Annotated in this window: 19 protein-coding genes; 15 read left to right on the top strand and 4 right to left on the bottom strand. The window is 63.0% G+C overall.

Going from position 1 to position 24,260, the window contains the following annotated elements:
• Positions 1 to 35 precede the first annotated feature (35 nt).
• A complete protein-coding gene (locus SPHV1_RS20910; protein ID WP_054947934.1) occupies positions 36 to 713 on the bottom strand; it encodes a response regulator transcription factor in 678 nt (225 codons plus the stop codon).
• A 230-nt stretch (positions 714 to 943) separates the two neighbouring features.
• On the opposite strand from SPHV1_RS20910, the gene SPHV1_RS20905 reads away from it, so the two are divergent.
• From SPHV1_RS20905 to SPHV1_RS20875, 7 genes are all read left to right on the top strand, one after another.
• Entirely contained in the window at positions 944 to 3,367 is a 2,424-nt protein-coding gene (locus tag SPHV1_RS20905; protein ID WP_054947933.1) for a TonB-dependent receptor, read from the top strand.
• Positions 3,368 to 3,574: 207 nt separating this feature from the next.
• Positions 3,575 to 3,865, top strand: a complete 291-nt coding sequence (locus SPHV1_RS20900) for a PepSY domain-containing protein (protein ID WP_054947932.1) — start codon at positions 3,575 to 3,577, stop codon at positions 3,863 to 3,865.
• A 9-nt stretch (positions 3,866 to 3,874) separates the two neighbouring features.
• Complete coding sequence (locus SPHV1_RS20895) at positions 3,875 to 4,549, top strand: response regulator transcription factor (RefSeq protein WP_054947931.1); 675 nt, start codon at positions 3,875 to 3,877, stop codon at positions 4,547 to 4,549.
• The gene (locus SPHV1_RS20890) at positions 4,546 to 5,895 is read left to right on the top strand and encodes a HAMP domain-containing sensor histidine kinase (RefSeq protein WP_054947930.1); all 1,350 of its coding nucleotides are present in this window, start codon (positions 4,546 to 4,548) and stop codon (positions 5,893 to 5,895) included. Before SPHV1_RS20895 ends, SPHV1_RS20890 begins: the two co-directional genes overlap by 4 nt.
• Complete coding sequence (locus tag SPHV1_RS20885) at positions 5,892 to 7,229, top strand: TolC family protein (RefSeq protein WP_054947929.1); 1,338 nt, start codon at positions 5,892 to 5,894, stop codon at positions 7,227 to 7,229. The genes SPHV1_RS20890 and SPHV1_RS20885 overlap by 4 nt, the downstream gene beginning before the upstream one ends.
• Positions 7,229 to 8,251, top strand: coding sequence for an efflux RND transporter periplasmic adaptor subunit (locus SPHV1_RS20880; RefSeq protein ID WP_054947980.1), 1,023 nt, complete (start codon positions 7,229 to 7,231; stop codon positions 8,249 to 8,251). Before SPHV1_RS20885 ends, SPHV1_RS20880 begins: the two co-directional genes overlap by 1 nt.
• Entirely contained in the window at positions 8,248 to 11,301 is a 3,054-nt protein-coding gene (locus tag SPHV1_RS20875; protein WP_054947928.1) for an efflux RND transporter permease subunit, read from the top strand. Before SPHV1_RS20880 ends, SPHV1_RS20875 begins: the two co-directional genes overlap by 4 nt.
• 27 nt (positions 11,302 to 11,328) lie before the next feature.
• On the opposite strand, the gene mprF is transcribed toward SPHV1_RS20875, so the two are convergent.
• The 3 genes from mprF to SPHV1_RS20860 all read right to left on the bottom strand — a co-directional run bounded on the left by mprF (position 11,329) and on the right by SPHV1_RS20860 (position 15,130).
• Positions 11,329 to 13,905, bottom strand: a complete 2,577-nt coding sequence (mprF, locus tag SPHV1_RS20870) for a bifunctional lysylphosphatidylglycerol flippase/synthetase MprF (RefSeq protein ID WP_054947927.1) — start codon at positions 13,903 to 13,905, stop codon at positions 11,329 to 11,331.
• A 32-nt stretch (positions 13,906 to 13,937) separates the two neighbouring features.
• Positions 13,938 to 14,309 (bottom strand): DUF2147 domain-containing protein, encoded by a 372-nt coding sequence (locus SPHV1_RS20865; RefSeq protein WP_231634792.1) that lies wholly within the window; start codon positions 14,307 to 14,309, stop codon positions 13,938 to 13,940.
• An 89-nt stretch (positions 14,310 to 14,398) separates the two neighbouring features.
• The gene (locus SPHV1_RS20860; RefSeq protein ID WP_054947926.1) at positions 14,399 to 15,130 is read right to left on the bottom strand and encodes an AcvB/VirJ family lysyl-phosphatidylglycerol hydrolase; all 732 of its coding nucleotides are present in this window, start codon (positions 15,128 to 15,130) and stop codon (positions 14,399 to 14,401) included.
• 280 nt (positions 15,131 to 15,410) lie between these two features.
• Between SPHV1_RS20860 and SPHV1_RS20855 the strand changes: the two genes are divergently transcribed.
• The 8 genes from SPHV1_RS20855 to SPHV1_RS20820 all read left to right on the top strand — a co-directional run bounded on the left by SPHV1_RS20855 (position 15,411) and on the right by SPHV1_RS20820 (position 24,244).
• Positions 15,411 to 15,824, top strand: coding sequence for a PDZ domain-containing protein (locus SPHV1_RS20855; protein ID WP_231634791.1), 414 nt, complete (start codon positions 15,411 to 15,413; stop codon positions 15,822 to 15,824).
• Positions 15,814 to 16,497, top strand: a complete 684-nt coding sequence (locus tag SPHV1_RS20850) for a response regulator transcription factor (RefSeq protein WP_054947924.1) — start codon at positions 15,814 to 15,816, stop codon at positions 16,495 to 16,497. The genes SPHV1_RS20855 and SPHV1_RS20850 overlap by 11 nt, the downstream gene beginning before the upstream one ends.
• A gap of 3 nt (positions 16,498 to 16,500) precedes the next feature.
• Complete coding sequence (locus tag SPHV1_RS20845; protein WP_054947923.1) at positions 16,501 to 17,901, top strand: HAMP domain-containing sensor histidine kinase; 1,401 nt, start codon at positions 16,501 to 16,503, stop codon at positions 17,899 to 17,901.
• 97 nt (positions 17,902 to 17,998) lie between these two features.
• Entirely contained in the window at positions 17,999 to 18,214 is a 216-nt protein-coding gene (locus SPHV1_RS20840) for a hypothetical protein (RefSeq protein ID WP_054947922.1), read from the top strand.
• Positions 18,215 to 19,300: 1,086 nt separating this feature from the next.
• Complete coding sequence (locus SPHV1_RS20835; protein WP_054947921.1) at positions 19,301 to 19,855, top strand: hypothetical protein; 555 nt, start codon at positions 19,301 to 19,303, stop codon at positions 19,853 to 19,855.
• A gap of 158 nt (positions 19,856 to 20,013) precedes the next feature.
• The gene (locus SPHV1_RS20830) at positions 20,014 to 20,799 is read left to right on the top strand and encodes a fimbria/pilus periplasmic chaperone (RefSeq protein WP_054947920.1); all 786 of its coding nucleotides are present in this window, start codon (positions 20,014 to 20,016) and stop codon (positions 20,797 to 20,799) included.
• A gap of 7 nt (positions 20,800 to 20,806) precedes the next feature.
• Complete coding sequence (locus tag SPHV1_RS20825) at positions 20,807 to 23,320, top strand: fimbria/pilus outer membrane usher protein (RefSeq protein WP_054947919.1); 2,514 nt, start codon at positions 20,807 to 20,809, stop codon at positions 23,318 to 23,320.
• 9 nt (positions 23,321 to 23,329) lie between these two features.
• Positions 23,330 to 24,244 carry a hypothetical protein gene (locus SPHV1_RS20820; RefSeq protein WP_156367413.1) on the top strand — a complete coding sequence of 305 codons (915 nt, stop codon included), beginning with the start codon at positions 23,330 to 23,332 and terminating at the stop codon, positions 24,242 to 24,244.
• The last annotated feature ends 16 nt before the right edge of the window (positions 24,245 to 24,260 follow it).

The following is a 24,260-nucleotide window of genomic DNA, read 5'->3' as shown; positions in this document are numbered from 1 at the left end:
GCGCAAAAGCGCCTGCAGTGCTATCGGAGCAAGCGCTAGATGGTGTCGAGAATGTAGCCGCAGGCGCGGACGGTTCGGGGGACATAGGGGACATCGAGGCTGCGCAAGGTAGTGCGCAGGCGGCTCATCCAGACGTCGACGGTCCGCTCGGCGTTGACTTCCCGGCTCCTTCCGAGAACCCCGATCAGATCGCTGCGCGTGTAGATCCGGTCCGGATGGCGCACGAAATGGGCCAGAAGCCGGAATTCGTTGACTTTGAGGGGTAGCCGCTCGCCGCGAAAGCGTATGAGGTAGGCATTGGTATCGACCGTCATGTCCCCGAAGGTGATGACCGGATCTTCGGGCGGGACGAGAACCACGCGATAGGACTTCATCCTGTCGATCAACTGGTCGGGGTTGAGCGGCCCGACGATGTAGTCATCCGCGCCGGCTGCGAGTGCCCGCATCTGAATATCGGCATCCGGTGTCGGAAGGACCATCGAAATGCGCACTTTCTCGCCCAGTGCCGACCCGCGCAGCAGGCGCACCAGCTGTATCCCCGCCATCGCCGGCAGCAGCCAGTCGATGAAGATCCAGGTGCTGTCGTCGAAGTTCTGGTTCAGCAGGCTATCCGGATCGACGATCTGAACCTGGATGCTGTAGAAAAGGTCGGAAATCGAATTGATCAGGTCCAGCCCACCCGAGGTGAGCAGAAGGCGGTTCAGTTTCAGCATACTGCGATCCGGAAACGCGCGCAGGAAGCGCTTTGCGAGATGGGCACCTGACCATGACGTCACGCTCCGGGCAATCCGCAGTGCGCTGCTGTATGAAAACCGCAACAAATCCAGAAAATTTCAGCCGCAAATCGTACATTCGGCGCGAATAGATGCCCGCCCTGACCGCAGGGGACGCATCACAGGTTGACGCATGGCCCCGGCGGCAATTGCCATCAGGGAGCACTGTTGTGCGTATCAAAGCTGTTTCACTTTGCCTTTCCACCTGCGTCCTTGCCCTCAGTGCCGCGACGCCTGCTTTCGCAAACGACGGGGCTGATGCGGCTCCGGCCGCTGTCGCTGACGACGCCGTGGCTGGTGCCGGGCTGAGCCAGATCGTCGTCACCGCGACCAAGCGCGAAACGAACCTGCAGAAGACGCCGATCGCCATCGCCGTGGTCGATCCCGCGATGCTCAAGGACCGCCACATCCAGAGCCTGATGGATCTGGCTGACGGTTCGGTGCCGACCCTGCGCGTGGCCACTTTCGAAGCGCGCCAGTCCGCACTGACCGTCGGCATTCGCGGCATCGTTCCGTTCGACCAGAACCAGACCGCGCGCGATACCGGCGTCGGCGTCTATATCGACGGTGTCTATCTCGGCCGCTCGCAAGGCCTCAACGCCGCGCTGTTCGATGTCGACCGGATCGAAGTGCTCGAAGGCCCGCAAGGCACGCTGTTCGGGCGCAACACCGAAGGCGGCGCGGTCAGCATCGTGACCAGGCAGCCGACCGGTGCGTTCGGCGGCCGCATGAGCGCGGGCGTGGGCAATTACGGCAGCTATACCGGCCAGCTCCACCTCAACCTGCCGGAAGTCCACGATGTCTCGGTCAAGGTCGACGGCCTGATCCAGCATCAGGACGCGACGGTGAAGGATCCCCTCGCCGGCCAGACGGGCTGGAACTACCACAACGACGTGGGCGGTCGCATCACCGCCAAGTGGGAGCCCATGAAGGGCTTTTCGGCCACTTTCGCCTATGACCGGGCGAGGGACGAGAATACGCCGAATTTCAGCCAGCTGATCAACTACAACCCGCTGAACGAGAACGTCGGCACTTACGTGGGCGGCATCCTCACCTACAACGGCAATGCCTGCAACAAGACCACCAACCTGTGCATCGCGCCGCTCTCGCCATTGATCACGCCGACCGGCGACAAGCGCCTCAAGTCCGCGCAGGTCGGCGTTCCGCAGCAGCCCAGCGTCGATGCGACCCACGGTTTCTCGGCCAGCCTGAAGTGGGAGGTGGCCCCTTCGACCGAACTGCGTTCGATCACCGCATGGCGCGGCGTGACCACCGACCAGTGGGACAACTCGGGCGGCCCGGCACGCACGATCTATGCGCCCAACACGCCGTTCAGCCGCTACAGCCTGTCGCACTTGTGGCAACGCCAGTTCAGCCAGGAACTCCAGTTGGTCGGTAGCCTGCCGCACCTCGATTACGTGGCCGGGCTCTACTACTTCACCGAATATGCGCATGAGCTTGCGGCGACGCCGGCCTCGAACACCTGGAACGCGGACGGCAGCGCCTATACGATCAACAGCGCGATCGTGACCGGCCCGATCACCGGCAGCAACAATGGCTGGGACCGCGATTCCTGGTTCGTGCAGCGTGACAGCAACGCCACCGCGCACAGCTATGCCGCCTTCGCACAAGCCACGTGGTCGCCGGTCGACGTGCTCCACCTGACTGTCGGCGGCCGCTATACCAAGGACAAGCGGCACGGCGCCCTCACCACGGTCTCCGGCGTGGCGACGCCCTGGACCTTCACGTATGACAAGGGCCACTTCGACCCGATGGTGACGCTGGCCTGGGATGCCACGCAGGACGTGAACCTCTACGCCAAGTTCGCCACCGGCTACCGTGCAGGCGGTGCCAACGACCGCTCGGCGACCTTCCTCGCTTTCGACCCGGAAAAGGTGAAATCCTATGAGGTCGGCGCCAAGATGGACTTCCTCGACCATCATGTCCGCCTGAACCTCGCCGGCTACCTGATGGACCGCACCGGCACCCAGACCGACTTCGACAACGTCGATACCAACCCCTACCTGCCCGATGGCGTCACGCCGAACCCGACCTTCAACCTCCACACCGAGAATACCGCGAATGCCCCCGGCACTTCGAAGATCCGCGGTATCGAGGCGCAGCTGACGGTCCGTCCGGTCGAGAACCTGACGCTGGGCGCGTCCTATGCCTATACCCACATCACGGTTCCGGCGACGCCGAACCCGAACCTGGGCGGCGCGCTCTATCAGGTCTACACGGTCTACACGCCGGAAAACGCCGCTTCGGGCTACATCGACTACGACGTGCCACTCTCTGCCTATGGGATGAGCCTGCGTGCGCACATCGACGCAAACTACTCCGATCCGGTCTACAGCTTCCAGAACGAGCCGACCCGCACCGACAAGAGCTTCGTCGTCAACGGCAGCATCGCCCTTGCCGATATCCCGATGGGCCCGGGCGGCCAGAAGCTGACCGTCTCGGCCTGGTCGCGCAACCTGTTCAACACCACCTACATCTACCGCCGTTCCGCGGCGAACGAGAAGGTGCTGGGCGACTACGGCAACTTCAACCCGCCCCGGACTTTCGGCCTCGAAGCGCAAGTGGCCTTCTGATCCTGCCGAGACCTGCCGCATGGCACCGTTCGCAAGAGCAGTGTCGCTGAAGAGGCCCGCCACCGTTTGGATGCGGCGGGCCTTTCCATATGCCATGTCCAACAGTTTGCAGCGCAAGGTTGCCAAATTGTATCCCCCAGGCAACCGCCAACCAATCTATAGGAGCGTAGTCCAACTGGCATGCAGTCATGCTACTGGAGAAGATGGATGAATTGGCTTTTCGAACGCGCTTCGCTGCCGTTTGCTGCGGCGGCCCTGATGCTGGCCGGTCTGGCACAGGCTGCGCCGAAACCGCAGGTCTCCAAGTCCCAGGCACAGGCGATTGCCCTTCGGGTCGCACCGGGAAAGATCGTCAAGGCTGAGTATGAGCGTGAAAACGGCGCGTGGCGCTGGTCGTTCGACGTCAGGCAAGGCGCCCGGATCCACGAAATCGGTGTGGATGCGAAGACCGGCAAGATCGTTGAGGACAGCTTCGAAACCCCCGGCGAAAGGGACTGACCGTCTGATATGCGCATCCTGTTGGCCGAGGACGATGTTGATAATGTGCAGTTCGTGGCCAACGGGCTGCGTGAACACGGGCATATCGTCCTGCTGGCCGAAACCGGCACGGATGCGCTGCATTTCGGCCTAACGGAAACGCTCGACCTGTTTATCATGGACAGGATGTTGCCCCAGCTCGATGGCCTGTCCGTCCTGAGGCGGCTGCGCGCTGCCCAGATCAAGGTGCCGGCCATCATGCTCACGGCCCTCGGCCGGATCGAGGATCGCATCGAAGGGCTCGATGCCGGTGCCGACGACTATCTCGTCAAGCCATTCGCCTTTGGTGAGCTGCTCGCCCGGGTGAACGCCCTCAGCCGCCGGGCATCCCCGCAGGAAGTCGTCACGAAATTGAGTGCAGGACCGGTCGAGATGGACCTGCTGCGCCGCGAAGTGCGCCGCGACGGCATGATTATCCTGCTTCAGCCCCGCGAGTTCCGGGTGCTGGAAGAGCTGATGCGCCATCCTGGCGAATTCGTGACCCGCACGATGCTGCTGGAGCGCGTCTGGGACTTTCATTTCGATCCGCAGACCAAGATCGTCGAGACCCACATGAGCCGCCTGCGTTCGAAACTGAACGAGGGCGGATTGCCGGATGTCATCGAGACCGTTCGCGGCGTCGGCTATCGGGTCCGCGTACCGTGAAGCGCCTTTTCAAAAGCGCGGCCTACCGCGTCGCCTTCGTCACTTCGCTGGCCTTCGCCATGGCGACATTGTGCCTGGGCTCAGCCGTCTATTACGCTGCGCATACGGCGCTGGCACGCCAGCTCGACGCAAGCATCGAACAGGCGCGCAATTCCCTGCTAGTCGAGCTCCGCGACGACGGGATAGACGGTCTTCGCGAGGCGATCACCCAGCGCAATTCGCGGGGCCCCGAAAACATGGGCTATGCGCTGTTCGATACCGCAGGCAACCGGATTGCCGGGCAGATGGATACCCGCCGCGCCCTGCCCGGTTGGCAGCGCATCACGTTTCTCGATCCGGTTGAAGGCGTCGATCCGGCGCGGGCACTCGTCACCGAACTCGCCGACGGTCACCAGCTCATTGTTGCCGCCGACCTCGAACCGCTGGAACAGATCGATCACCGGATTCTCATGATTTTCGGCGTGGCCTGCCTCGCTCTGGCGGGCCTCGGCGCACTGGGCACGCTTCTGCTCGGCGGCTATCTGCGCCGTCGCCTGGGACGGATCGCGCAGACGGCCGGCGCCATCATCGACGGGGACCTGACATCTCGCATGGAGATCGGTCCGGCCGAAGACGAATTCGATCAGGTAGCCGCCTCGCTCAACGCCATGCTCGACAAGATCGAGGCGCTGGTTGCCAACCTGCGGCAGGTCACCAGCGATCTGGCGCATGACATGCGCACGCCGCTGGCGCGGCTGCGCAACCGCCTCGAAGTCCTACGAGATCACGCCCGGGATGCGGAGAACCGCGAGATGGCAGAGGATGCCGTAGAACGCGCTGACGATGTGCTGCGGCTGTTCGAAGCAATGCTGCGCATTTCCGAATTAGACGGAAGCGATCTGAGCAACCGATTCCGTCCCGTCGACCTTGGCGGGCTGATCGATGATCTAGGCGAGATCCATGCCTCGATCGCCGAAGACGAAGGGCGCACGCTCGAGTGGTCGGCAGCGCCCGATTGCGTGATCGAAGGCGATCGCGAACTGCTGGCACAGGCACTGATCAATCTCATCGAGAATGCCCTGCGTCACACCCCGCCGGGCAGCCGCATCAGCCTAACCGCAAGCTGCGATGCAAGAACGGTGACGGTGAGCCTAAACGATGACGGACCCGGAATTGCCGAAGCGGATCGCAAGCGCGTGTTCCAGCGTTTCGTAAGGCTCGAGGCATCGCGCTCGACACCCGGCCATGGCCTTGGCCTCAGCCTCGTCGAAGCCATCGCCCATGCTCACGGCGCCAGCATCGCGCTGCGCGATCGGCGGCCCGGTCTTGAAGTGGTGCTTCAATTCAGGCGGAGGCAGAACACGTGAAACGATATGCCATGCTCGCCGCGCTGCTCCTCACCAGCGCCTGCGCCAGCTATACTCCGGCCCCACTTGCTGGCTCGCCTGCACTGCTCGAACCGCCTGTTGCGGCCATCCTCGAAGCGAAAGCGGGCGAGATCGCGCGTCCGTGGCTCACGCAGGTGACCCTGGACCTGTCGGCACCGCTTTCTCCCAATGCCATCGCGACCCTCGCGGTCGTCAACAACCCCGAACTCAAGGCCGCCCGGGTTCGCGCAGGGGTATCCGACGCACAGGTCTTTGCAGCAGGCCTGTTGCCCGATCCCAGCATCAGCCTGGGCGCCAGCAAGGTGCTTCACGGACCCGACCCCCTGCTGGATCTGACCAGCGCCCTCGCGCTCGACATCAATGCGCTGCGCACGCACGGCGTCACGCGCGAGAAAGCCCGGGCCGAAGCGCGACAGGTGCGGCTCGACCTCGCTTGGCAGGAATGGCAGGTGGCGGGACAGGCGCGCCTCGAAGCCGTGCGCATCGCGGCCCTGGAAAATCAGCTGGGCTGGGCACAGCAATCGGCGGAGACCGGGCAGGAACTGCTCAACCGGACGCAGAAAGCCGCAGAGCGCGGCGACGTATCGGGTGATCGCCTGCAGACTGCCCGGATCGCCGCGCTCGATGCCGACGGCAGGCTGCGCACGGTCGAACAGGACCTTACCACCGCGCGCAGCGCACTTTGCGCGTTGCTGGGCCTGCCTCCAGGCGAGGTTCCGCAGCTTGCGTCGCCTCCCCTGCCCGAGGCCCCGCCACCCGATGACACCCTCTTCGCGCTTGCCCGCAGCAACCGCGCTGACCTGCAGGCGCTGCTGGCGGGCTATGCCGCGCAGGAGGCAGCCGTGCACAAGGCCGTCGTCGACCAGTTCCCGACGCTAAACCTTACCGTGAACACCAACCGCGATTCCGCCGGCAATACGCTTCTTGGCCCCGCCATCGATTTCACGCTGCCGCTGTGGAACCGCAATCGCGGCGGGATCGCCGTAGAGCGGGCCACGCGGGCCGCGCTCAAGGCCGAGTACGAAACACGGCTATTCCAAACCCGCAGCGAAATCGCCGCCGCCCGCGCCGGGATCGCTCTTGCCTTGCGCCAGCGGACCGATGCCCGGCAAGGGCTTCCCGCACTGCAAGCCTATGCCGAAAGCGCCCGACGAGCAGCAAGCCGCGGCGACCTCAGCGTCGAGACGGCGCAAGCCGCCGAGCAGGCCCTGCGCGACCGGCTGACACAGATCGAAGAGGATGAACAGGCGATCCGCGAGCGGACAATTGCGCTGGAACTGCTGACGGGTACGCCCAGGGAGGCTTGGAAGTGATGATCCGCCACTGCACCGTTTCGCTGCTGCTGATTCTGGCGGCCTGCTCGGGAAGCTCCGATGGACGCGACAGTGCGCCAACGCCCGTGGCGCTCGTTACTCTAGCAACCGCCAGCAAGGGCAATGTCGCGGAAATGCTGACACTGTATGGCGCGGTACAGGCAGATAGCACGGCGCAATACGCCCTGTCCGCGCCGGTTGAGGCGATTGTGCGCGACGTCGCAATGCCGGTCGGAAGTGCGGTGCAGGCGGACGAAGTGGTCGTGAGGCTGGAGCCGAGCCCCAACAGCCGGGCGGCGATGGCCAGCGCGGCCGCCAGTGCCCGCGCCGCCGAACAGGCCTATGCCCGCGCCCGTCGCCTGCGCGCGGACGGTCTGGCCAGCGACGGCGACGTCGAAAGCGCGCGCAGCGCCGCCATTACGGCACAGGCCCAGCAGGACGCCATGACGCGCGGTGCACGCAGCCTGCTCCTGCGTGCCCAAGAAGCGGGTCACGTCGAAACGGTGTCGGTCAATCCGGGCGATCTCATCGCGCCCGGCAGCACGGTCGCAACGCTTACCCGTTTCGGTAGCGGGCGCGCCCGCTTCGGCATCGATCCGCAGGCGGCCATGCGTCTTGCCCCGGGCACAAGGCTCCAGCTTGGCGTGGCGGGCGGAGGGACCCGGGTTTCCCTGCCGATCGAGAACATCGACCGGACTGTCGATCCCCAGACCCGCCTTGCATCCGTTTATGCCCGCATCCCTGCAAGGCTGCAGCTTGGGCCGGGGCAGCCGCTGACAGCCCGTGTGCCGCTGGCGGAAAGCCGGGATGCGCTGACCATACCGTATCAGGCCCTGCTCGATGATGGCGGACAACCCTACGTCTACGTGGTGAAGGATGGGATCGCCCATCGTCACGACGTCGTTCTCGGCTCCTCCGATCAACAGCGCGTAGCCGTCACCAGAGGCATTGCGCCCGGAGACAAGGTCATCACGGTGGGCGGCACGGCAATCGAAGACGGGATGAAGGTGCGAACTCGATGAGCGCAAGCCTCGCCCGACACGGTCGCGCCCTGTGGCTGGCGATGATCCTGTTGACACTGGGCGGGATTGCTGGCGCGCTCAGCCTGCCGGTCAGCCTCTTCCCGCAGATCGATTATCCGCGAGTAGTGGTGTCGATCGACGCGGGCGAGCGCGACCCCGCACAGATGGAAGCGGAAGTTACCCGCCCCATGGAAATCGCCCTGCGCGGCATTCAGGGCGTGACCCGCCTGCGCTCGACAACAAGCCGCGGTTCGGCGGAAATCCAGCTCAATTTCGCGTGGGGCGAGAACATGCCCCAAGCCCTGTTGGCAACGCAGGGGGCCCTGGCGACGATCCAGCCAGATCTTCCGAGCGGAACCCGCTATACCGCATGGCGCGCCGACCCTACCGTCTTTCCTGTCTATGGCATCGCGCTCACCTCCCGGTCGCTCGACCAGGAAGCCTTGCGCCAGCTTGCCGAACTGAAAGTCCGGCCCGCCCTCACCGGCATAAACGGGGTCTCGGCCGTCGACATCCTCGGCGGCGCGCCACGTACATTCGAAGTTGAAGTCGATCCCTCGAAACTCAGTACACTCGGCCTTGGCCCGGGCGATGTCGCCACGGCTCTGGCCAAGGCCAATGTCGTGCGCGGCGCTGGAAAAGTAGAAGACCGCCACCGCCTCTATCTGGTCCTCGTCGAAAACCGGCTTGCCGGGGCTGCGGACATCGCTGCCACTCCGCTGCGGGCAGGGGGCGATGGAAACTCAGGACTGGCGACCGTCGGGTCGGTAGCCACCGTACGCCCCTCGATAACCCCGAATTACTCGCTGGTAACCAGCAACGGGCAGAACGCCGTGCTGCTCAATGTCCGCCAGACATTCAGCGGCGATACCGTGCAAGTGGTCAAGCTAGTTTCGGAGCGCATGAAATCGCTCGGCCTGCCGCCAAGCGTAACGATAACGCCGTTCTACGACCAGTCCGAACTGGTGACAGGCGCTGCCAATGCGGTGCGCGATGCCATCCTTCTCGGCGCTGTCCTGGCTGGCCTCGTCCTGTTCGTTTTCCTGCGCTCATTCAGGCTGATGGCAATTACCGCCGCGGTGCTGCCTGCCGTGCTCTCGGGGACCTGCCTTGTTCTTTATGCATTGGGCATGCACTTCGACATGATGACGCTGGGCGGAATGGCAGCCGCCGTCGGCCTGATCATCGACGATGCCGTCGTCATGCTCGAGCACATGATGCGGCGGATGCAGGAAGGTGCGGCGAAAGACCCACCGGCGCTGCTCGTCGCCGCCGCGGAGATGGGCAAGCCGCTGCTCGGTTCAACCGGGGCAACGATCGTCGTTTTCCTCCCCCTCGCGTTCATTTCCGGCGTGACGGGCGGCTTCTTCAAGGCGCTGGCGATAACCATAGTAGCCGCGCTGGGCATCTCGCTCATCTACGCGCGCTTCCTCATCCCGCTGATCGCAGCCTACTGGCTGCGTGACAGGGACGCAGAAGCGGCGGAAAGCGCAGGTGGCCTGTTCGGCCGGATCATCGCCGCTTACGATCGTGCGGCACATCGGGCCTTCGCACGGCCCAAGCTCCTCGTATTCGCGGTTCTCATCGTGCTCGGGACAGCCGGGATCCTGTCCTATCGCCATGTCCCCTCAGGCTTCATGCCGCATATGGACGAAGGCGGCTTCATACTCGACTATAAGGCCCAGTCCGGGGCGGCCTTAAGCGACACGAACCGCTTGCTGAATCAGGTCGAGGCAATCATTCAGGCCACGCCAGAGGTTGCCAGCTATTCGCGGCGGACCGGCTTCCAGCTTGGCGGCGGCCTGACCGAAGCGGACGAAGGGGACTTGTTCATTCGCCTGAAGGGCGGATCGCGCCGGTCCATCGATGAGGTCATGGCCGACATTCGCAGAAAGATCGAAGCCAGGGTTCCCGGCATCGAAATCGAAACGGCACAATTGATGGAAGACCTGATCGGCGACCTCACCGCCGTTCCCCAGCCCATCGAAATCAAGCTCTTCGCAGACGATCCGGCCGCGCTGGCAAAGGCAGCGAAGCAAGTCGGTGGCGCGCTGGCCTCAGTGCAGGGCGTGGTCGAAATCGTGGACGGTTTGCGGGTCGCAGGCGATGCCATCGCCGTCAGGGTGGACGCCGGCGCGGCCTTACAACAGGGCCTCGATACTGACGCGCTCGCCAGTCAACTGGAATCGCTGGTGGGAGGAACATCGGCTACTCAGGTCAGGATCGGCGAACAGCTCATCGATGTGCGAGTGCGGGGTCCCGGATCGCTGCGTGAACGGGCCGATGCCCTTGCCCAATTGCCGATAACAGCGCCCGACGGCCACATCGTCAGGGTGAGCCAAATCGCCAAAGTTTCCATCCTGGCGGGCCAGAAGCAACACACCCGCGAAGATCTGGCGCCCTTCATCGACGTGACAGCCCGGTTGGAAGGACGCGATCTCGGCAGCGCGATGAAGGACATCCGCAAGACCGTAACCAAACTGAGCCTGCCACCCTCGATCCGCGTCGAATATGGCGGCATTTACGCCCAACAGCAGAAAAGCTTCAGGGATCTCGCCATGGTCTTTGCCGCCGCTCTGCTACTCTCGACCCTGCTGCTTACCATACTTTACGAAAGGCTCTCCTGGACGTTCGCGGCTTTGACGACTGTGTTGCTTTCCGCCGCATGCGTCATGTGCGGACTGTGGATCACCGGCATCGAACTGGACATCTCTGCCCTCATGGGCCTGACTATGGTTGTCGGCATGGTCAGTGAACTCATCGTCTTCTTCTTTGCCGAGATCGACAGGGACAGGCCGGTCGAACTGGCGGTATTGCTCGAAGCGGGTCGCAAGCGCCTGCGCCCCATCCTGATGTCGGCCCTGATCGCGATCTTCACGCTAAGCCCGCTCGCACTGGGCTTCAGTCGCGGCGCCGGGCTGCAGCGGCCGCTGGCCACCGCGATCATCTTCGGCCTGACTGCCGCGGTTCCCCTCGTACTTATCTTCTTGCCGGCATTGGTGGCCATCCTCCCCAAGGGCTCAGCCCGCATTGGTCGGCACCGAGCGTAAGCGCAACCGTTTCGCCGTTCGCGCCTGCTAAGCGACCTGGGACAGTCTGGCCTTGCGGGCCGCGCTGTCCCGTCCGCCGCCCACAAGCGTCTGCAGGTCGAACAAGGCGCGGACCAGGCCGATACCGGGAGGCCCTGCGATGTAGCTCGATTCCCAGCAGGGCAGGAACTTCTCCTTGTATGCGCGCAGGCCTTCGAAGCCGTACTGGGCCTCGCCATGCTTGTAGAGCAGATGGCCTAGCCGCGCCCATACGGGGGCCAACCGCCTCGCCTCTATTCCCGACAAGGGCGCAAGACCGAGGTTGAACCAGCGATAGCCGTTTTCGCGTCCCCAGAGCATGAGGTGGATGAACAGGAAGTCCATCGTTCCGTAAGGCATTTCGTCCGTATGGCGCATCAGGTCGACGGAGAGTTCCTCGCGGTCATCGGTCTTCCAGACATTGGCGAAGGCCACGATCCTCCCCTCCTGCCGCACGACCGCGCAATCGAACATGGACATGTACCGTGGGTCGAAGGCCCCGATGCTGAACGCCTTTTCGGTGTGGCCCTTGGCCTGCAGCCATGCCTTCGAGATGGCTGCCAGATCGGCCATGATCGACGGGACCTGGCTGGCAGGGACGATCTCGAAGGTCGCGCCTTCGCGCCTCGCCCGGCGCTCGGAATAACGCAGGCTCCTGGCTTCGGGACCATCAAGGTTGAAGCGGTCGAGGTCGACCCTCGCGTCTTCGCCGTACTTGATCAGTTGCAGGCCAAGGTCGATGGCCAGAGGCAAGGCCCGGTCGCTCAACTGGTAGAGCAGCAGGCGCCCCTGCGACCTGTCGCACATGTCCCGCAACCGCCACAGCAGTTCCGACCATTGCTCCCGGTTGCCGACCGGGTCGCCCATCACGATCCAGCTCTGTCCCTGCACCTGATACATGACGAAGGCATCGCCGGCTGACGAGACGAGAAACCGCTTGTCGCCGCAGTAGGCCAGCGCCGCATATGTGCGATCGGACAGCGCCATCGGGTCGATCGCTTCGGGCAATGCGCGCAAGGCCGCCTCGTCCACAATCTCGCGGGTTCGGAACAGCCAATGCAGGGCCGCCGCCGTCAGCAGGACCGAGGAGGCAAAACTGGCGCGAAGGAAGCGCGGCGCATTGCTTCGCCATGCAAAGTCCCACCACAGTTCGCTCTGATAGGCGACGTGCTTGTAGGCGAACAAGCCGATCCAGAACGAAAGGCCGAGTGCGAGAACAACGGCGACCAGCCAGTCACGCGAGAGGCCGGCGCTGGTCAGCGAACTGCGCCGATAGAACGCGGCCCGGGTCCACTGCAGCAACCCGGCGATGACCAGCAGGACGCTCGCCTCCTCGTAATCCAGGCCCTTGAGCAGACTGAAGGCAGCACCGGCGAGCAGGATGATCCTTGCCAGGTGGAAGGCGCCGTCCTGCCTCTGATAGAGTCCCGGCGCCAGCAGCAACAGGGCGGTACCCGAAAGGCTGGCGGCGATATGCGACGCCTCGGTGAACGGCAGAGGCAGCACGCGGCGCAGGATCCGGAGCCGATCGTGCAGACCCGGCAACGCTCCCGAGACCAGCAGCATCGCGCCGCCGCCGAATGTGAGCATCGACAGGAGGATCGGCGAAAGGCTGGTGGCCACGACCTGCGAATGCCCGAGGATCGATCCTACGGACCCGCGCCATTGGCGATGCTCCTGAATGGCAAGGACGGCGGCCGCGATCACCAGTGGCAGCAGGTAGTAGATGACGCGGTAGGCAATCAGCGCGCCAAGCAGTTCGGGCCTTCCGACCTGCGGCAGAAGGGCAAGGATCACCGCTTCGAAAACACCGATGCCGCCCGGGACATGGCTGATCAGCGAGACCACGACGGCCAGAACATAAGCCAGGAACAGGACCGGAAAGAGCGATGCCCCGATCCCCGGTACCAGCACGAAAAGCGCGGCGCTGGCGGCGGCCATGTCGCAGCAGGCAACGACGATCTGGACAAGCGCCTGACGCGCCGAAGGCAGCGGCAAGGTCCATCCGGCGACGCTCACGGCCCGGCCCGAATGCCTTGCGGCGAACAGCGCCGCGGCGACGGCGGCAAGAACGGCGAAGCCGAACCCGCGCACCATGAGAACCGGGAGTTGCAGCCCCCCCAGTGCAATGGCTCCGGGGGTCACCGCAAGGGCAACGCCCGTCATCACGACAAGGCCCAGCCAAAAGGTCATCCCGGCAAGTCCGATGATCCGCGCAACATCGGCGCCGCTCACCCCGCCCGACGAATAGATGCGGTAGCGCGCGGTTCCGCCCGTGAGCAGGCCCAGCCCGAGATTGTGGCTGAGCGCATAACTGGTGAAAGAGGCAAGCCCCGCCGTGCGGTAAGGAACGCTCCGCCCCACGATCCGCAACGCCGTGACATCGTAGAGCGTCAGGAAAAGATAGCTCAGGGCAGTCAGGCCGATGGCCATGCCGAGACGCCAGGCCGGAATGCCATGGAAAGCGGCCTTGGCCTCGCGGAAACTGATCTCACCCAGCAACTTGTGCAGGGCAAACAGACCCAGGCCGCCGAGTATCAGCGTCAGGACGGCGCCCAATGGCTTTTGCCAGCGGGACAGTGCCATGCCGTAACGGCGCAAGGTGACCTGGCCTGTCCTCAAGCGCGGCGCCAGACCTGGCTCTTGCACAGCAGTCCGTGGAGCAGGCAGCCGCTGATCCGGATGGAATCCCTGTCGATCTCGCGAATTTTCGAGAAGAAGGTTGCACCGTGATCGGGAACGAAGACGTTACCCTGCCAGGTTCCGGGCGAAACACGGTCGTATTCGCTGAGCACCCGGGTTCCCAGCAAGTGCTCGGTCCCGCCCTCGCGCGCGTCGTCGATGGCATCGGGCGAGGCCCAGACCACCCAACCGCAGAGCCGGTCGGCGCAGTTGCCCGTTTCCACCTTCACGGTGCCGCTCGGATTCACCCAGACGCCGTTCAGCGACGGTGGCACCTGCGCGCTGGCGCCATCCGGAAAACCAGCCATGCAAATTGCCAGAAGCGCCAGGCTTGCGAACAATGGCCGCATCGCTTTGCCCGCCAACCCCGGAACCGATCGCATGCGATAGAAGTGCATCATCCTCGTTCCTTCGCCGTGGTTGCACGCGCCGAACGGATCGAATCCGATATCACCCGGTGAAGGGCATCGACATCGTCATTCAGATAGTGACCACCCGGCAGTTGCACATGCATGACATTGAGCTGATCCATGTACGGGCACAGGCTCGTGGTTTCCTTGGCCCCCGAAACACAGACGACCGGGATCCAGGTCAGCCTGCGCGCGCCCGGAATGGCGTCTGCATCGGGCTTGGACCAGTTGAACATCTCGGACGGCGATGCCCGCAGAAACAGCGTATCGGTAGGCACGACCATAATGACCTTGGCGATCTTCGCCCGCACCGGCCCGGGCATGGCTGAGAGCGCGACCGGGATCATGTCCGATCCGAACGACTGGCCGACAAGGATCACACGGTCGGCATGGCCGAACGTCAGCGCCTTTTCGATGGCGGTCTCGACCAGCGTCCTGACTTCCTGCGGTGAACGCTGATGCCGGAAATAGACGAGCGAATTGACGCCGATGACGGGAATGCCGTCTGCGGCCAGGCGCGCGGCGATCTTCGGCCCCATTCCGATCCGGAAGCCCATGTCACCCGACAGCACGACGGCTGCCAGCCCCGCCTTGGCATCCGTGGCCTGCGGGCTTGCAGCAACCGGCACGAAGGTCTCGCCACCGAAATATCCGATGTAGCCGAGGAAGCCGGCTCCTGCAGCCAGTACCGCTGCCAGTGCGATAAGCAGTTTCTTCATGGCTGCGCGCTTCCTCCGACGCCGCTCATGGCGTTCTCGACCTGTCCCTCCACTCGTATGACAACTGTGTTGGTCTGCCCATGGATCTTTGATTACAGTTTCGTAACAGTCGTAAGCTCTCCCGCGCACAAACCTCCGGAAAAAGTGGAAGGCAGGGGTGCCCCAACATGACGAAAGCGTAACGTGACTTGCGAGCGGCCCAGTCGCATTTTTCGTTCATGCCCGTCGGAATCCCGATCAGCCACCACCCTGCCCCGCGATCATCGCCTCGCCGATCGCCATGAGCCGGCCTGCACCAGCCTCGCTGCATCGCCTGTGCATGGCAGGTGTCATGCTCTCGCTGGCGGCCGTCGCCCTGGCCCTGTTCTTCGGCGCACAGAAGCTTGCGGTCCATACGATCATCCACCACGCGGACCGCGATACCCTGCCCGGCTTCACCATCGCCAGGGCGACGCCGCCTGCCCGCGGGCTTGTCATTACCAGCGTGCGCACGGACAGCGAGGCACAGGCCCTGGGGATTGCTGCGGGCGACCGTCTGGTGGCGATCAACGACAAGTCCGTGAGATCCGTCAGCGATGCCCGCCGCGATGTCGCCAATGCCAAGGGGACGCGATTGCATCTCGACTTGGTGAGGGATCACATTCGTCGTACGCTGGTCCTGCAACACAAGGCTGATCGGCATAATGAGCCATAAGATTCTGCTCGTCGAAGACGATGAGGCCACGGCCGCTTACATATGCAAGGGCTTGAACGAGGCGGGGTTTACCGTCGATCATGCCACAGACGGCAGGGACGGTTTCTTCCAGGCGAGCGACGGGACGTATCAGGCGATCATCCTCGACAGGATGCTGCCGGGACTGGACGGTCTGGCCGTGCTCAACGCGCTGCGCGCGGCGGGGATCGAAACGCCGGTCATCTTCCTTTCCGCGCTGGGAACACCCGACGACAGGGTTGAAGGGCTGCTGGCAGGATCGGACGACTATCTGGCCAAGCCATTCGCCTTTGCCGAACTGCTCGCCCGGCTTCGCCTGCTCTTGCGCAAGGGAAGCGCTCCGCAGGCGGAAACGAAACTGACGTGCCGTGATCTCGAAGTCGACCTGCTATCGCGCAAGGTGCGCCGCGCAGGCGTGCCGGTCGATCTGCAGCCCCGCGAATTTCGCCTGCTGGAATACCTGATGCGCCACGCCAACCAGGTGGTGACGCGCACGATGCTGCTGGAAGGCGTGTGGGACTACCATTTCGATCCGGGCACCAACGTCGTCGATGTCCACATCAGTCGCCTGCGCAAGAAGATCGACAACGGTTTGGGTGAACCCTTGCTTCACACCGTGCGCGGCGCGGGATACCTGCTCGGCGCCGAGCGCTGACGCTTGCGCCGGTTGTTCTTCCTGCCCCGCTCGACGATTGCGCGTCTGGTCGCGATGCTGGTCATCGCGCAATTCGCCGCGACCGCCGGAATCCTCTACTTCGTGCGCCTTTCCTCGCAGGAAACGCTCCTGAGCGAGCAGAAAGCCGTCGTCGCCGAGCTGCGGGACGGACTGCTCGCGGAATACCGAAAGGAAGGCAAGCCCGCCCTCGTTGCCGCAATTCGCGACCGGCTGCAGTTCCCGCAGTCGGGCATACCCGTGATCCTCCTTCTCAACCCGGACGGCACCGTCGCTGCGGGCAATCTCGACAACTGGCCGCCGGTTATCGGGGAGACGACCGACTGGACGACGCTGACCCTGTACCGAAAGGACGCCACGGCGCCGGAAGCCATGGCATTTTCTGCCAGCACGCTGCGGGACGGGTCGCATCTGCTGACCGGGCACGTCATTGAAAGCGGCCTGCAGTTGCAGAAGATCAATGATGAAGCCCTGTTCGCAGCGGCATTGCTCGCCTTTCCCATTTCGCTCCTGATCGCGCTTCAGGTCGGGCGAAGCATCGCCAGGCGGATCGCCGCGATCGCCAGAACGGCAGAGGCGATCGGTGCGGGCGATCTCTCCCACCGTGTCCCTCTCAACGGCACCCACGACGCCTTCGACCGGATGGGAGCGGGCATCAACGAGATGCTCGAGCGGATAGAACTGCTCGTCGAGGAACTGAGAATGGTGACCGACGGCCTCGCCCATGACCTGCGGTCCCCGGTGACCCGGCTCAAGTCGCATATCGAGCAAGCCTTCGCCGACACCCGCGATCCGGGAGACCTCGCGGTTTTCGAGAAGATTTCCGCCGAAGCCGATACCCTGCTGCGCATGCTGACGACAGCCTTGCAGATCAGCCGGGCCGAGGCCGGCATCGGCCGCGAACGCTTCGAGACCGTCGCCCTGGGCGACCTGCTGGAGGATCTCGGCGAAATCTACGGTCCCTCGGTCGAAGACTGCGGCTTCAGCCTTGATACAACGGTCCCGGTCCCGATCGCGATTTCCCTGCACCGCGATCTCGTCAGCCAGGCGCTCGGCAACCTGATCGAGAACGCCTGCAAATATGCCCGCGAAGGAACCACCATCCACCTTAGTGCACGCAAGGACGATAACGCCGTCGTGCTCACGGTATCGGACGATGGCGTCGGCATTCCCGCCGAGCTGCGCGACATTGCCCTACGGCGTTACGGCCGCCTCGATCCCGCGCGACACAAGCCCGGAGCCGGCCTCGGTCTGGCCCTCGTCGCATCCACGGCCCGATTGCATGGTGGAACCTTCGCTCTGGAAGACAACCAGCCTGGCCTGCGCGCGGTGATCAGGCTTCCGGTGCAGGACACGGATGGCGACACCGTGCCCCCGCCAACATGACGAAGATGTAATCTGCAGGAAATGCTGCGGACGGTATGCGGGGTCTAACAGGAGTTTCGACAGGCAATGACGCCACGTCGAAACTGGAGTTCAAGACATGAAGACCCGTTCATTCGTCACTGGTATTGTTGGCGCCCTGATGCTCGCCGCCCCGGGTCTTGCCGTCGCTGCGACCGCAAGCACGGCGAGCCACACCAAGGCCGCCACCGCAAGCTGCAAGGGCCTCACCGGCAAGGCGCTGAAGACCTGCAAGGCGAACATGACGCACAAGAGCGCGACCAAGCAGTCCGCGCCCAAGTCGACGGCCAAGTAAACCTGCCCCAACGGAGCACGACAGTCGCAAAAGCCCCCTCGCTCCAGGAAGCCTTGACGCAAGCCCCCGATTGACAGGCTTTCGAACGACTTTCGTGCTCCGCTTAACAAAGAAATCCATGCCCACAGTCGCTTGAGGCCCAGTCGGTTGGCGACAACCGGCAACACTTTGCGAAAAAGCCGTCCCAGATCAGGACCTTGCCTCAAAGGGACTATCTTCGCAGTTGCAAAAGAAATAATGCTGCAGTGCAGTTGATTGGAGGTCTGGCACCCGGCCAAGTCAAAGATCCGACTGCCGACTCCAACACCAAACTCAGGCCCGGCATTGTCCGGGCCTTTTTCATTGCGCACCAGGCGGCGCGAGCAACACTGTGCCGAGCAGCGCGAACGCTCCAAATTGCTGAACGGAGAGGTCAGACCGAGCAAGGCCAAGCCCTGAACCGATCTCGCGAATTTCCTTGATATGGAGCGTCTACGGTTCCGCTGTTCCAAGTCGAAAAGGCCCTCGCCACGGGAGCCCTGGTGGATTGGCCGAGATCCACGCCGCGCTCGTTGGTGTCTGCAACCTTGCTCCATCCAAGCGCTCGGCAAATCTCACCACAATGCCGGAGAGTACGGCGAGAAAGGCAATTGAGCGATTAGTTTTTGCTAAGGATACGTGCAAGGATAACGCATCTACCAAGTCTTTGCGGCCCTCGGTGAGGCCGGAGGGCGTGGCTTTCAACCCGAACTTCCCAAGAAACGGTGCAACCGCATCGATAATTAACTTACGGACACATCTCCTGAGGTGCTTTGAAGGCTTTTCAAAGAATGACTTAATCGCTAGTTCGAGACAGGAATGGCCTCCGAGCTGTTCCAGTTGGGGACACCCCACACTTTTATGGGGAGCAAAAATAACGCAATTCTGCGGATTATACGTAGGTTTGCCCAGCCAACCCCTGCCACATTGATTTCACATCCTTTTTCAAACCACTTTCTTCCGTTAGCTAACCTTCGTCACGGGGCCGATTGATTCGCAGTCGGTGATAACAGGGTCGCATTTCCCGGGCACATACACATGGAAGTGCAATTTGAAGGGGTATAACAAGTGAAGAAGCTTTTTCTTGCCACTGCGGCTTTCGCCGTCATCGCGACTCCTGCCTTTGCCGCGGATTCTGACTCGAAGGACTTCCGCATTCGCGCAAACGTGAAGCCGGAATGCAGCATCGCTGATCCCGAGAACGTCAACTTCGGCAACCTCTCGATCAACCGTGCTCCGGGCACCGACGCCCTGACCCTGACCACCGAATACGACAACAATTTCCAGAACGTCTGGGCGAGCTGCAACTATGCGGCCGGCATCACCCTGACGACCGCGAATGGCGGCCTCACCACCGATGAAGCCAACGACGGCCCCGATGCCGCCGACTTCACCGACATCATCTACTACCACGCTTCGCTGCGTCCCTCGGATGGTTCGGCCTTCTCGCCGGTCTTCCTGAACACCGAGAGCACCCCGGGCAAGACCCGCACCCGCACGCAGACCGACGCCTTCCATGACGAAGCAATCCTGCGCATCGTCATCCCCGCCGGCGTCAACACCAAGCGCCCGCTCGCTGGCCAGTACAGCGACGTCGCGACCGTTTCGCTCGGCCCCGTCTGAGTCATAGCGCACAGGGGGAGGGTCTCGGCCTTCCCCCTGATTTGCTTGCTGCAGTCCACATGCCACGGCTGATGGCTGCGCTGGTTCGAGTGGTCTCACGAAAAGAGCCGGACTTTACTTTGGGGGGGCGCCGGGCCGCAGGCCTGGCGAGCGGATCAATGCTTTCCAGAATTCTGACGGCAATCACCGCCGCGCTTTTTGTCCTTGTCCCGCTCTCTGCCGAGGCAGCGCGGGTCTCGCCGATGATCGTCGATCTGGAGCCGGCCGGCCGCAACTCGATCGCGCGCGTCGAGCTGACCAACGACAGCACCCGCAACATCCCCTATGAAGTGCAGATGATGCGGGGCGATATCAGCCCCGAAGGCGAGCTGAGCCTCACCCCGGCGGACGACGAATTCCTGGTCTTTCCCGCGCAGGCGATCGTAGAAAGCCGCTCGCAGCAGGTCTTCCGCATTCAATACGTCGGCGAGCAGGCAATGGCGGCCTCGCAGATCTACTATATGTCGATCCGACAGGTGCCGGTCGAGATGCCCGACCAGGCGACCCAGGTTCAGGTCGTGATCAACTACAATGTCCTGGTCAACGTTGTGCCCGATGGCACGCAGCCGCTTCCTGTCGTCAGCAGCGTCGAATTTTCGGAGAGAACGACCGAAGTCGATCCCGATGCGCCCAAGGATGCTCCTGCCAGCAAGCCGCGCACTCTCAAGGGCATTGCCGTGGATGTCGGCAACGATGGCAATCGCTTCTTTCTCGCGGGCACATCCGATTGGTTAATCAAGGCAACCACGACGGCGGGCGAACCCTTCGAGAAGAGCTTCACCGGCGAACAGATCTCGAAGATCATCGGCGTGGGCGTCGTTGCCCCGGGCAAGCACAGGCATTTCTTCGTTCCTGTCGACGAGGACCTCGCCAAGGGGTCTGTGTCGGTCGAGCTAAAGCTCTGATCCGATCATGAAGGGCCGCAAAATTGCCCTTGGGCTGCTGGCCAGCAGCTATGCCATGGCGGTGTCCGGGGCCGCGTACGCGCAAGCTTCCGCAGCGAGCGCGCAAGCGCCGGAAAACCTGCAGGACAGGCGGGCCGCGGATATCCCTGCACCGCGCACCGCTTCGCGCGCCATGGCCTTCACCGTTCCGCTTGTTTCCGGAACCAAGGTCCTTGGCGATGTCCTCATCGAGGTCGCCAAGGATGGTGGTGTCAGGATCGACAGCCAGACGTTGCGCAGCGAACTCGACAAGCTGCTCAACGATACCGGCCATGTCAGGCTGGACGAAGCGATTGCCGGGCGCCCCTATGTCGTTGCGGCCGACCTCAAGCCGATGGGCGTCGACCTCGCATTCGACAACAGCCGCCTTGAACTTCAGGTTTCCTCGATCGAAGGCTCCATCCGCAGGGTCGAAACACTGGGTGAAGCAGGCGAGAACCGTGCTCGCATCGATCTGCCGGTGATCGCCCCGGCAGGTTTCAGCACCTATCTCAACCTCGTCTCCAACGTCGACTACCTTTCGGATACCGGCTTCGCCAATCCTGACGTATTTCTCACCGGGGCGACAAGGGTAGGCGGCCTGGTACTGGAGTACGACGGTGCCTTCACCGATCAGTTCGGAGAAGGTTACAGCTTCTATCGCAGGTCCACTCGCGCCGTTTACGATCAGCCGGATAAGTATCGTCGCTTCTCAGCCGGCGATCTGAGGCTCAACACGATGACACTGCTGCGCACGCCCTTCCTGGGCGGTATCGCAGTGGAGAAAAGCCGCCAGATCTTCGATCCATTCCTGCCTGCCGCAAGGCTGGGTGGCCGCGAGATATTCCTCGACAACTCCTCGACTGTCGACGTGATCATCAATGGCCAGAAGTATCAATCCTTCCAGCTCCAGTCCGGAACGTACGATCTCGCCAGCCTGCCGGTCCAACTTGGCTCTAACGACGTCCAGCTGCAGATCCGCGATTCCTTCGGCCGGCAGCAGACGGTCAATCTCGACTACTTCTTCGAGCCCCTCGACCTGGCGCCCGGCGATGAGGAGTATTCCTTTGCGCTGGGCATGATCGCCGGCAACCTCACTTTCGAGCCGGACTACCGCAAGGATCCCGCATTCACCGGCTTTTACCGCAAGGCCCTGTCACGCAACGTGATCCTCGGCGGCGCTGTGCAGGCTTCCGAACGTGTGCAGCTGTTGGGCGGCACCGCCTCGTTCGTGCCCCAGGTCATCCCGGGGGCGTTCGACGTCGAAGCGGCCGTCAGCCGTGGCAACAACGGCACAGGCTATGCCCTGCGCGCCAACTACCGCTATCGTTCGGGCTCAAGCCTCACCCATTCCAGCCAAATTAGCGTCAATGTCGACTTCGAAAGCCGCAATTTCGATACGATTGGCGATATCGTGCCCAACGATTTCGACCTGTTGAACCTGGGCGTGAATTTCACCCAGGGGTTCACCGATCGCACTTATGCCAGCATCGGCGTGATCCATACCCGTCGTGGCGGCGGTCTCAGCAACCGGAGCACCGTCTTTGGCGATGTAATCCACCGCCTGACAGATCGCATCCGCCTGACGGCAGGCATCGAGTATGGCGACAGTGAATTCTATTCGAGCAACTTCGGTGTGCGTCTTGCGCTCTCCTTCGCCCTGGGCGGTGGGGTACGTGCCAATGCCGATTATCGCAGCCGGACGGAAACATTCCGCTCGACGATGTCAAAGGGCAACGACAGTACGGTTGGCTCGATCGGTTACGACCTCGGCTTTACCGATACGCGCGGCGAAACATCCGCAGACGGTAGCCTGGACTACATCGGCAACCGCTTCGACGCACGTGCATCGCTGTTCACGCAAGGGTCGGACATCGGCCATCTCGTCGATCAGCAACGTGCCCGCCTGCAGGTCGGCACATCGATTGCCTATGCGGGCGGAAGCTTCGGCATTGGCCGCCCGATCGGGGACTCCTTTGCCCTGGTAAAGCCCCACGAGACGCTGAAGGACAATGCCGTGATTACCTCGCGCAGCCTGACTGGGGCAGAGTACTATGCGCGCAGTGGAATTCTGGGCGCGGCGGTGCAGGGAGACCTCTCCTCGTACTATGGGCAGGACATCCAGTACGACGTGGACAGCCTGCAACCCGGCTACGACATCGGCGACGGCACGGTGCGGGTGGATCCGCCCTATCGCAGCGGTTATCGCATCACCGTCGGTAACGATCACTTCGTCAGCGCGGTGGGCACGCTGGTTTCGAACGGTGAACCGGTCTCGCTTATCTCGGGGACCGTGCACGCCGACGATCCGGATGAGGACTTCCAGCCTATGCCTTTCTTCACCAACTCGGCCGGTCGCTTCGGGTTGATAGGGCTTGCTCCCGGCAAATCCTATACGGTGACCCTGAACGGCAACCAGGGTCCATTCGTGATCAACGTGCCGAAAGACAATTCGGGGCTCTACCGTCTTGATACGGTGGATCTGCGACAGGCAGGCGAATAGGAGACAGGCATGCGCATTCTATCATCTCTTGTCGCTCTCGGAACGGCACTCGGCTTGAGCGCTGCGACGGCTACCCCGGCAATGGCCGGTCAGGGGCAAGGCCAGGGCCAGACCTGTTCTCCGGAATTCGTGCAGTCTTCGCAGACCGTCACGGTCACGGGTCTGGAGATCGGCACGAACGCGCCAACTTCCGAGAATTTTCAGATCCGCCTCCGCAATGAGGGCAATGGTCAGTGCGGCGCGACCTTGCGTGTCGCCCGATTGAGCACCTCGCCTTCGTCAGGCGTCGCCTTCATCTTGCGTTCGGGCGGTTCGGTCTTCGACATCCTGCCTACGGAAACCAGCCCCGGCACGTCCAACAGCGACGTCTATGTTCCCGGCATTTCTGGCGGCACTAACGGGCGGGCTCTGCCCTTCGTCCTGTCAGTACCCGGGGACTGGGGCATGTCTGCCGGCACCCGCCAGGAGCAATTGCTACTCTCGCTTATCGGCACGGACGGGACCATCTTCGATACGATGATCCTCAACATCGTGATCGACGTTCCGCCTTCGGTTGAACTGCGCATTGTTGGCGTTACCGGCAACAATGAGATCGCGGGGATCAATCTGGGTACACTCGATCCCCAGGCGGTGAACGTGTCCGACCCCTTCGGTGTTCGGATCTGGAGCACATCGCCCTATTCGGTGACTTTCCAGTCAGACCACATGGGCAAGCTGGCGCATGATAGTCTTGGCGATGCCATTCCATACAAGCTGCGCATGGACGGTAGCCTCGTCGATGTGAAAGGCGGCCAGGCTGTCCATTTCGGTACGCGCACGGATTCGCTAGGCGACCTGCATCCGCTCGAAGTGACCGTCGAACCATTCACGGCGCGAGCGGGCGATTACTCAGACAGGGTTCTGGTAACAGTGACGGCCAGCTAGCCTCTCTTATTCACGA

It is taken from the genome of Novosphingobium sp. KN65.2, assembly GCF_001368935.1.
Lineage (GTDB): Bacteria > Pseudomonadota > Alphaproteobacteria > Sphingomonadales > Sphingomonadaceae > Novosphingobium > Novosphingobium mathurense.
Note: the sequence above shows the minus strand (reverse complement) of the source record. Positions and strands in the feature narration are given on the sequence as shown.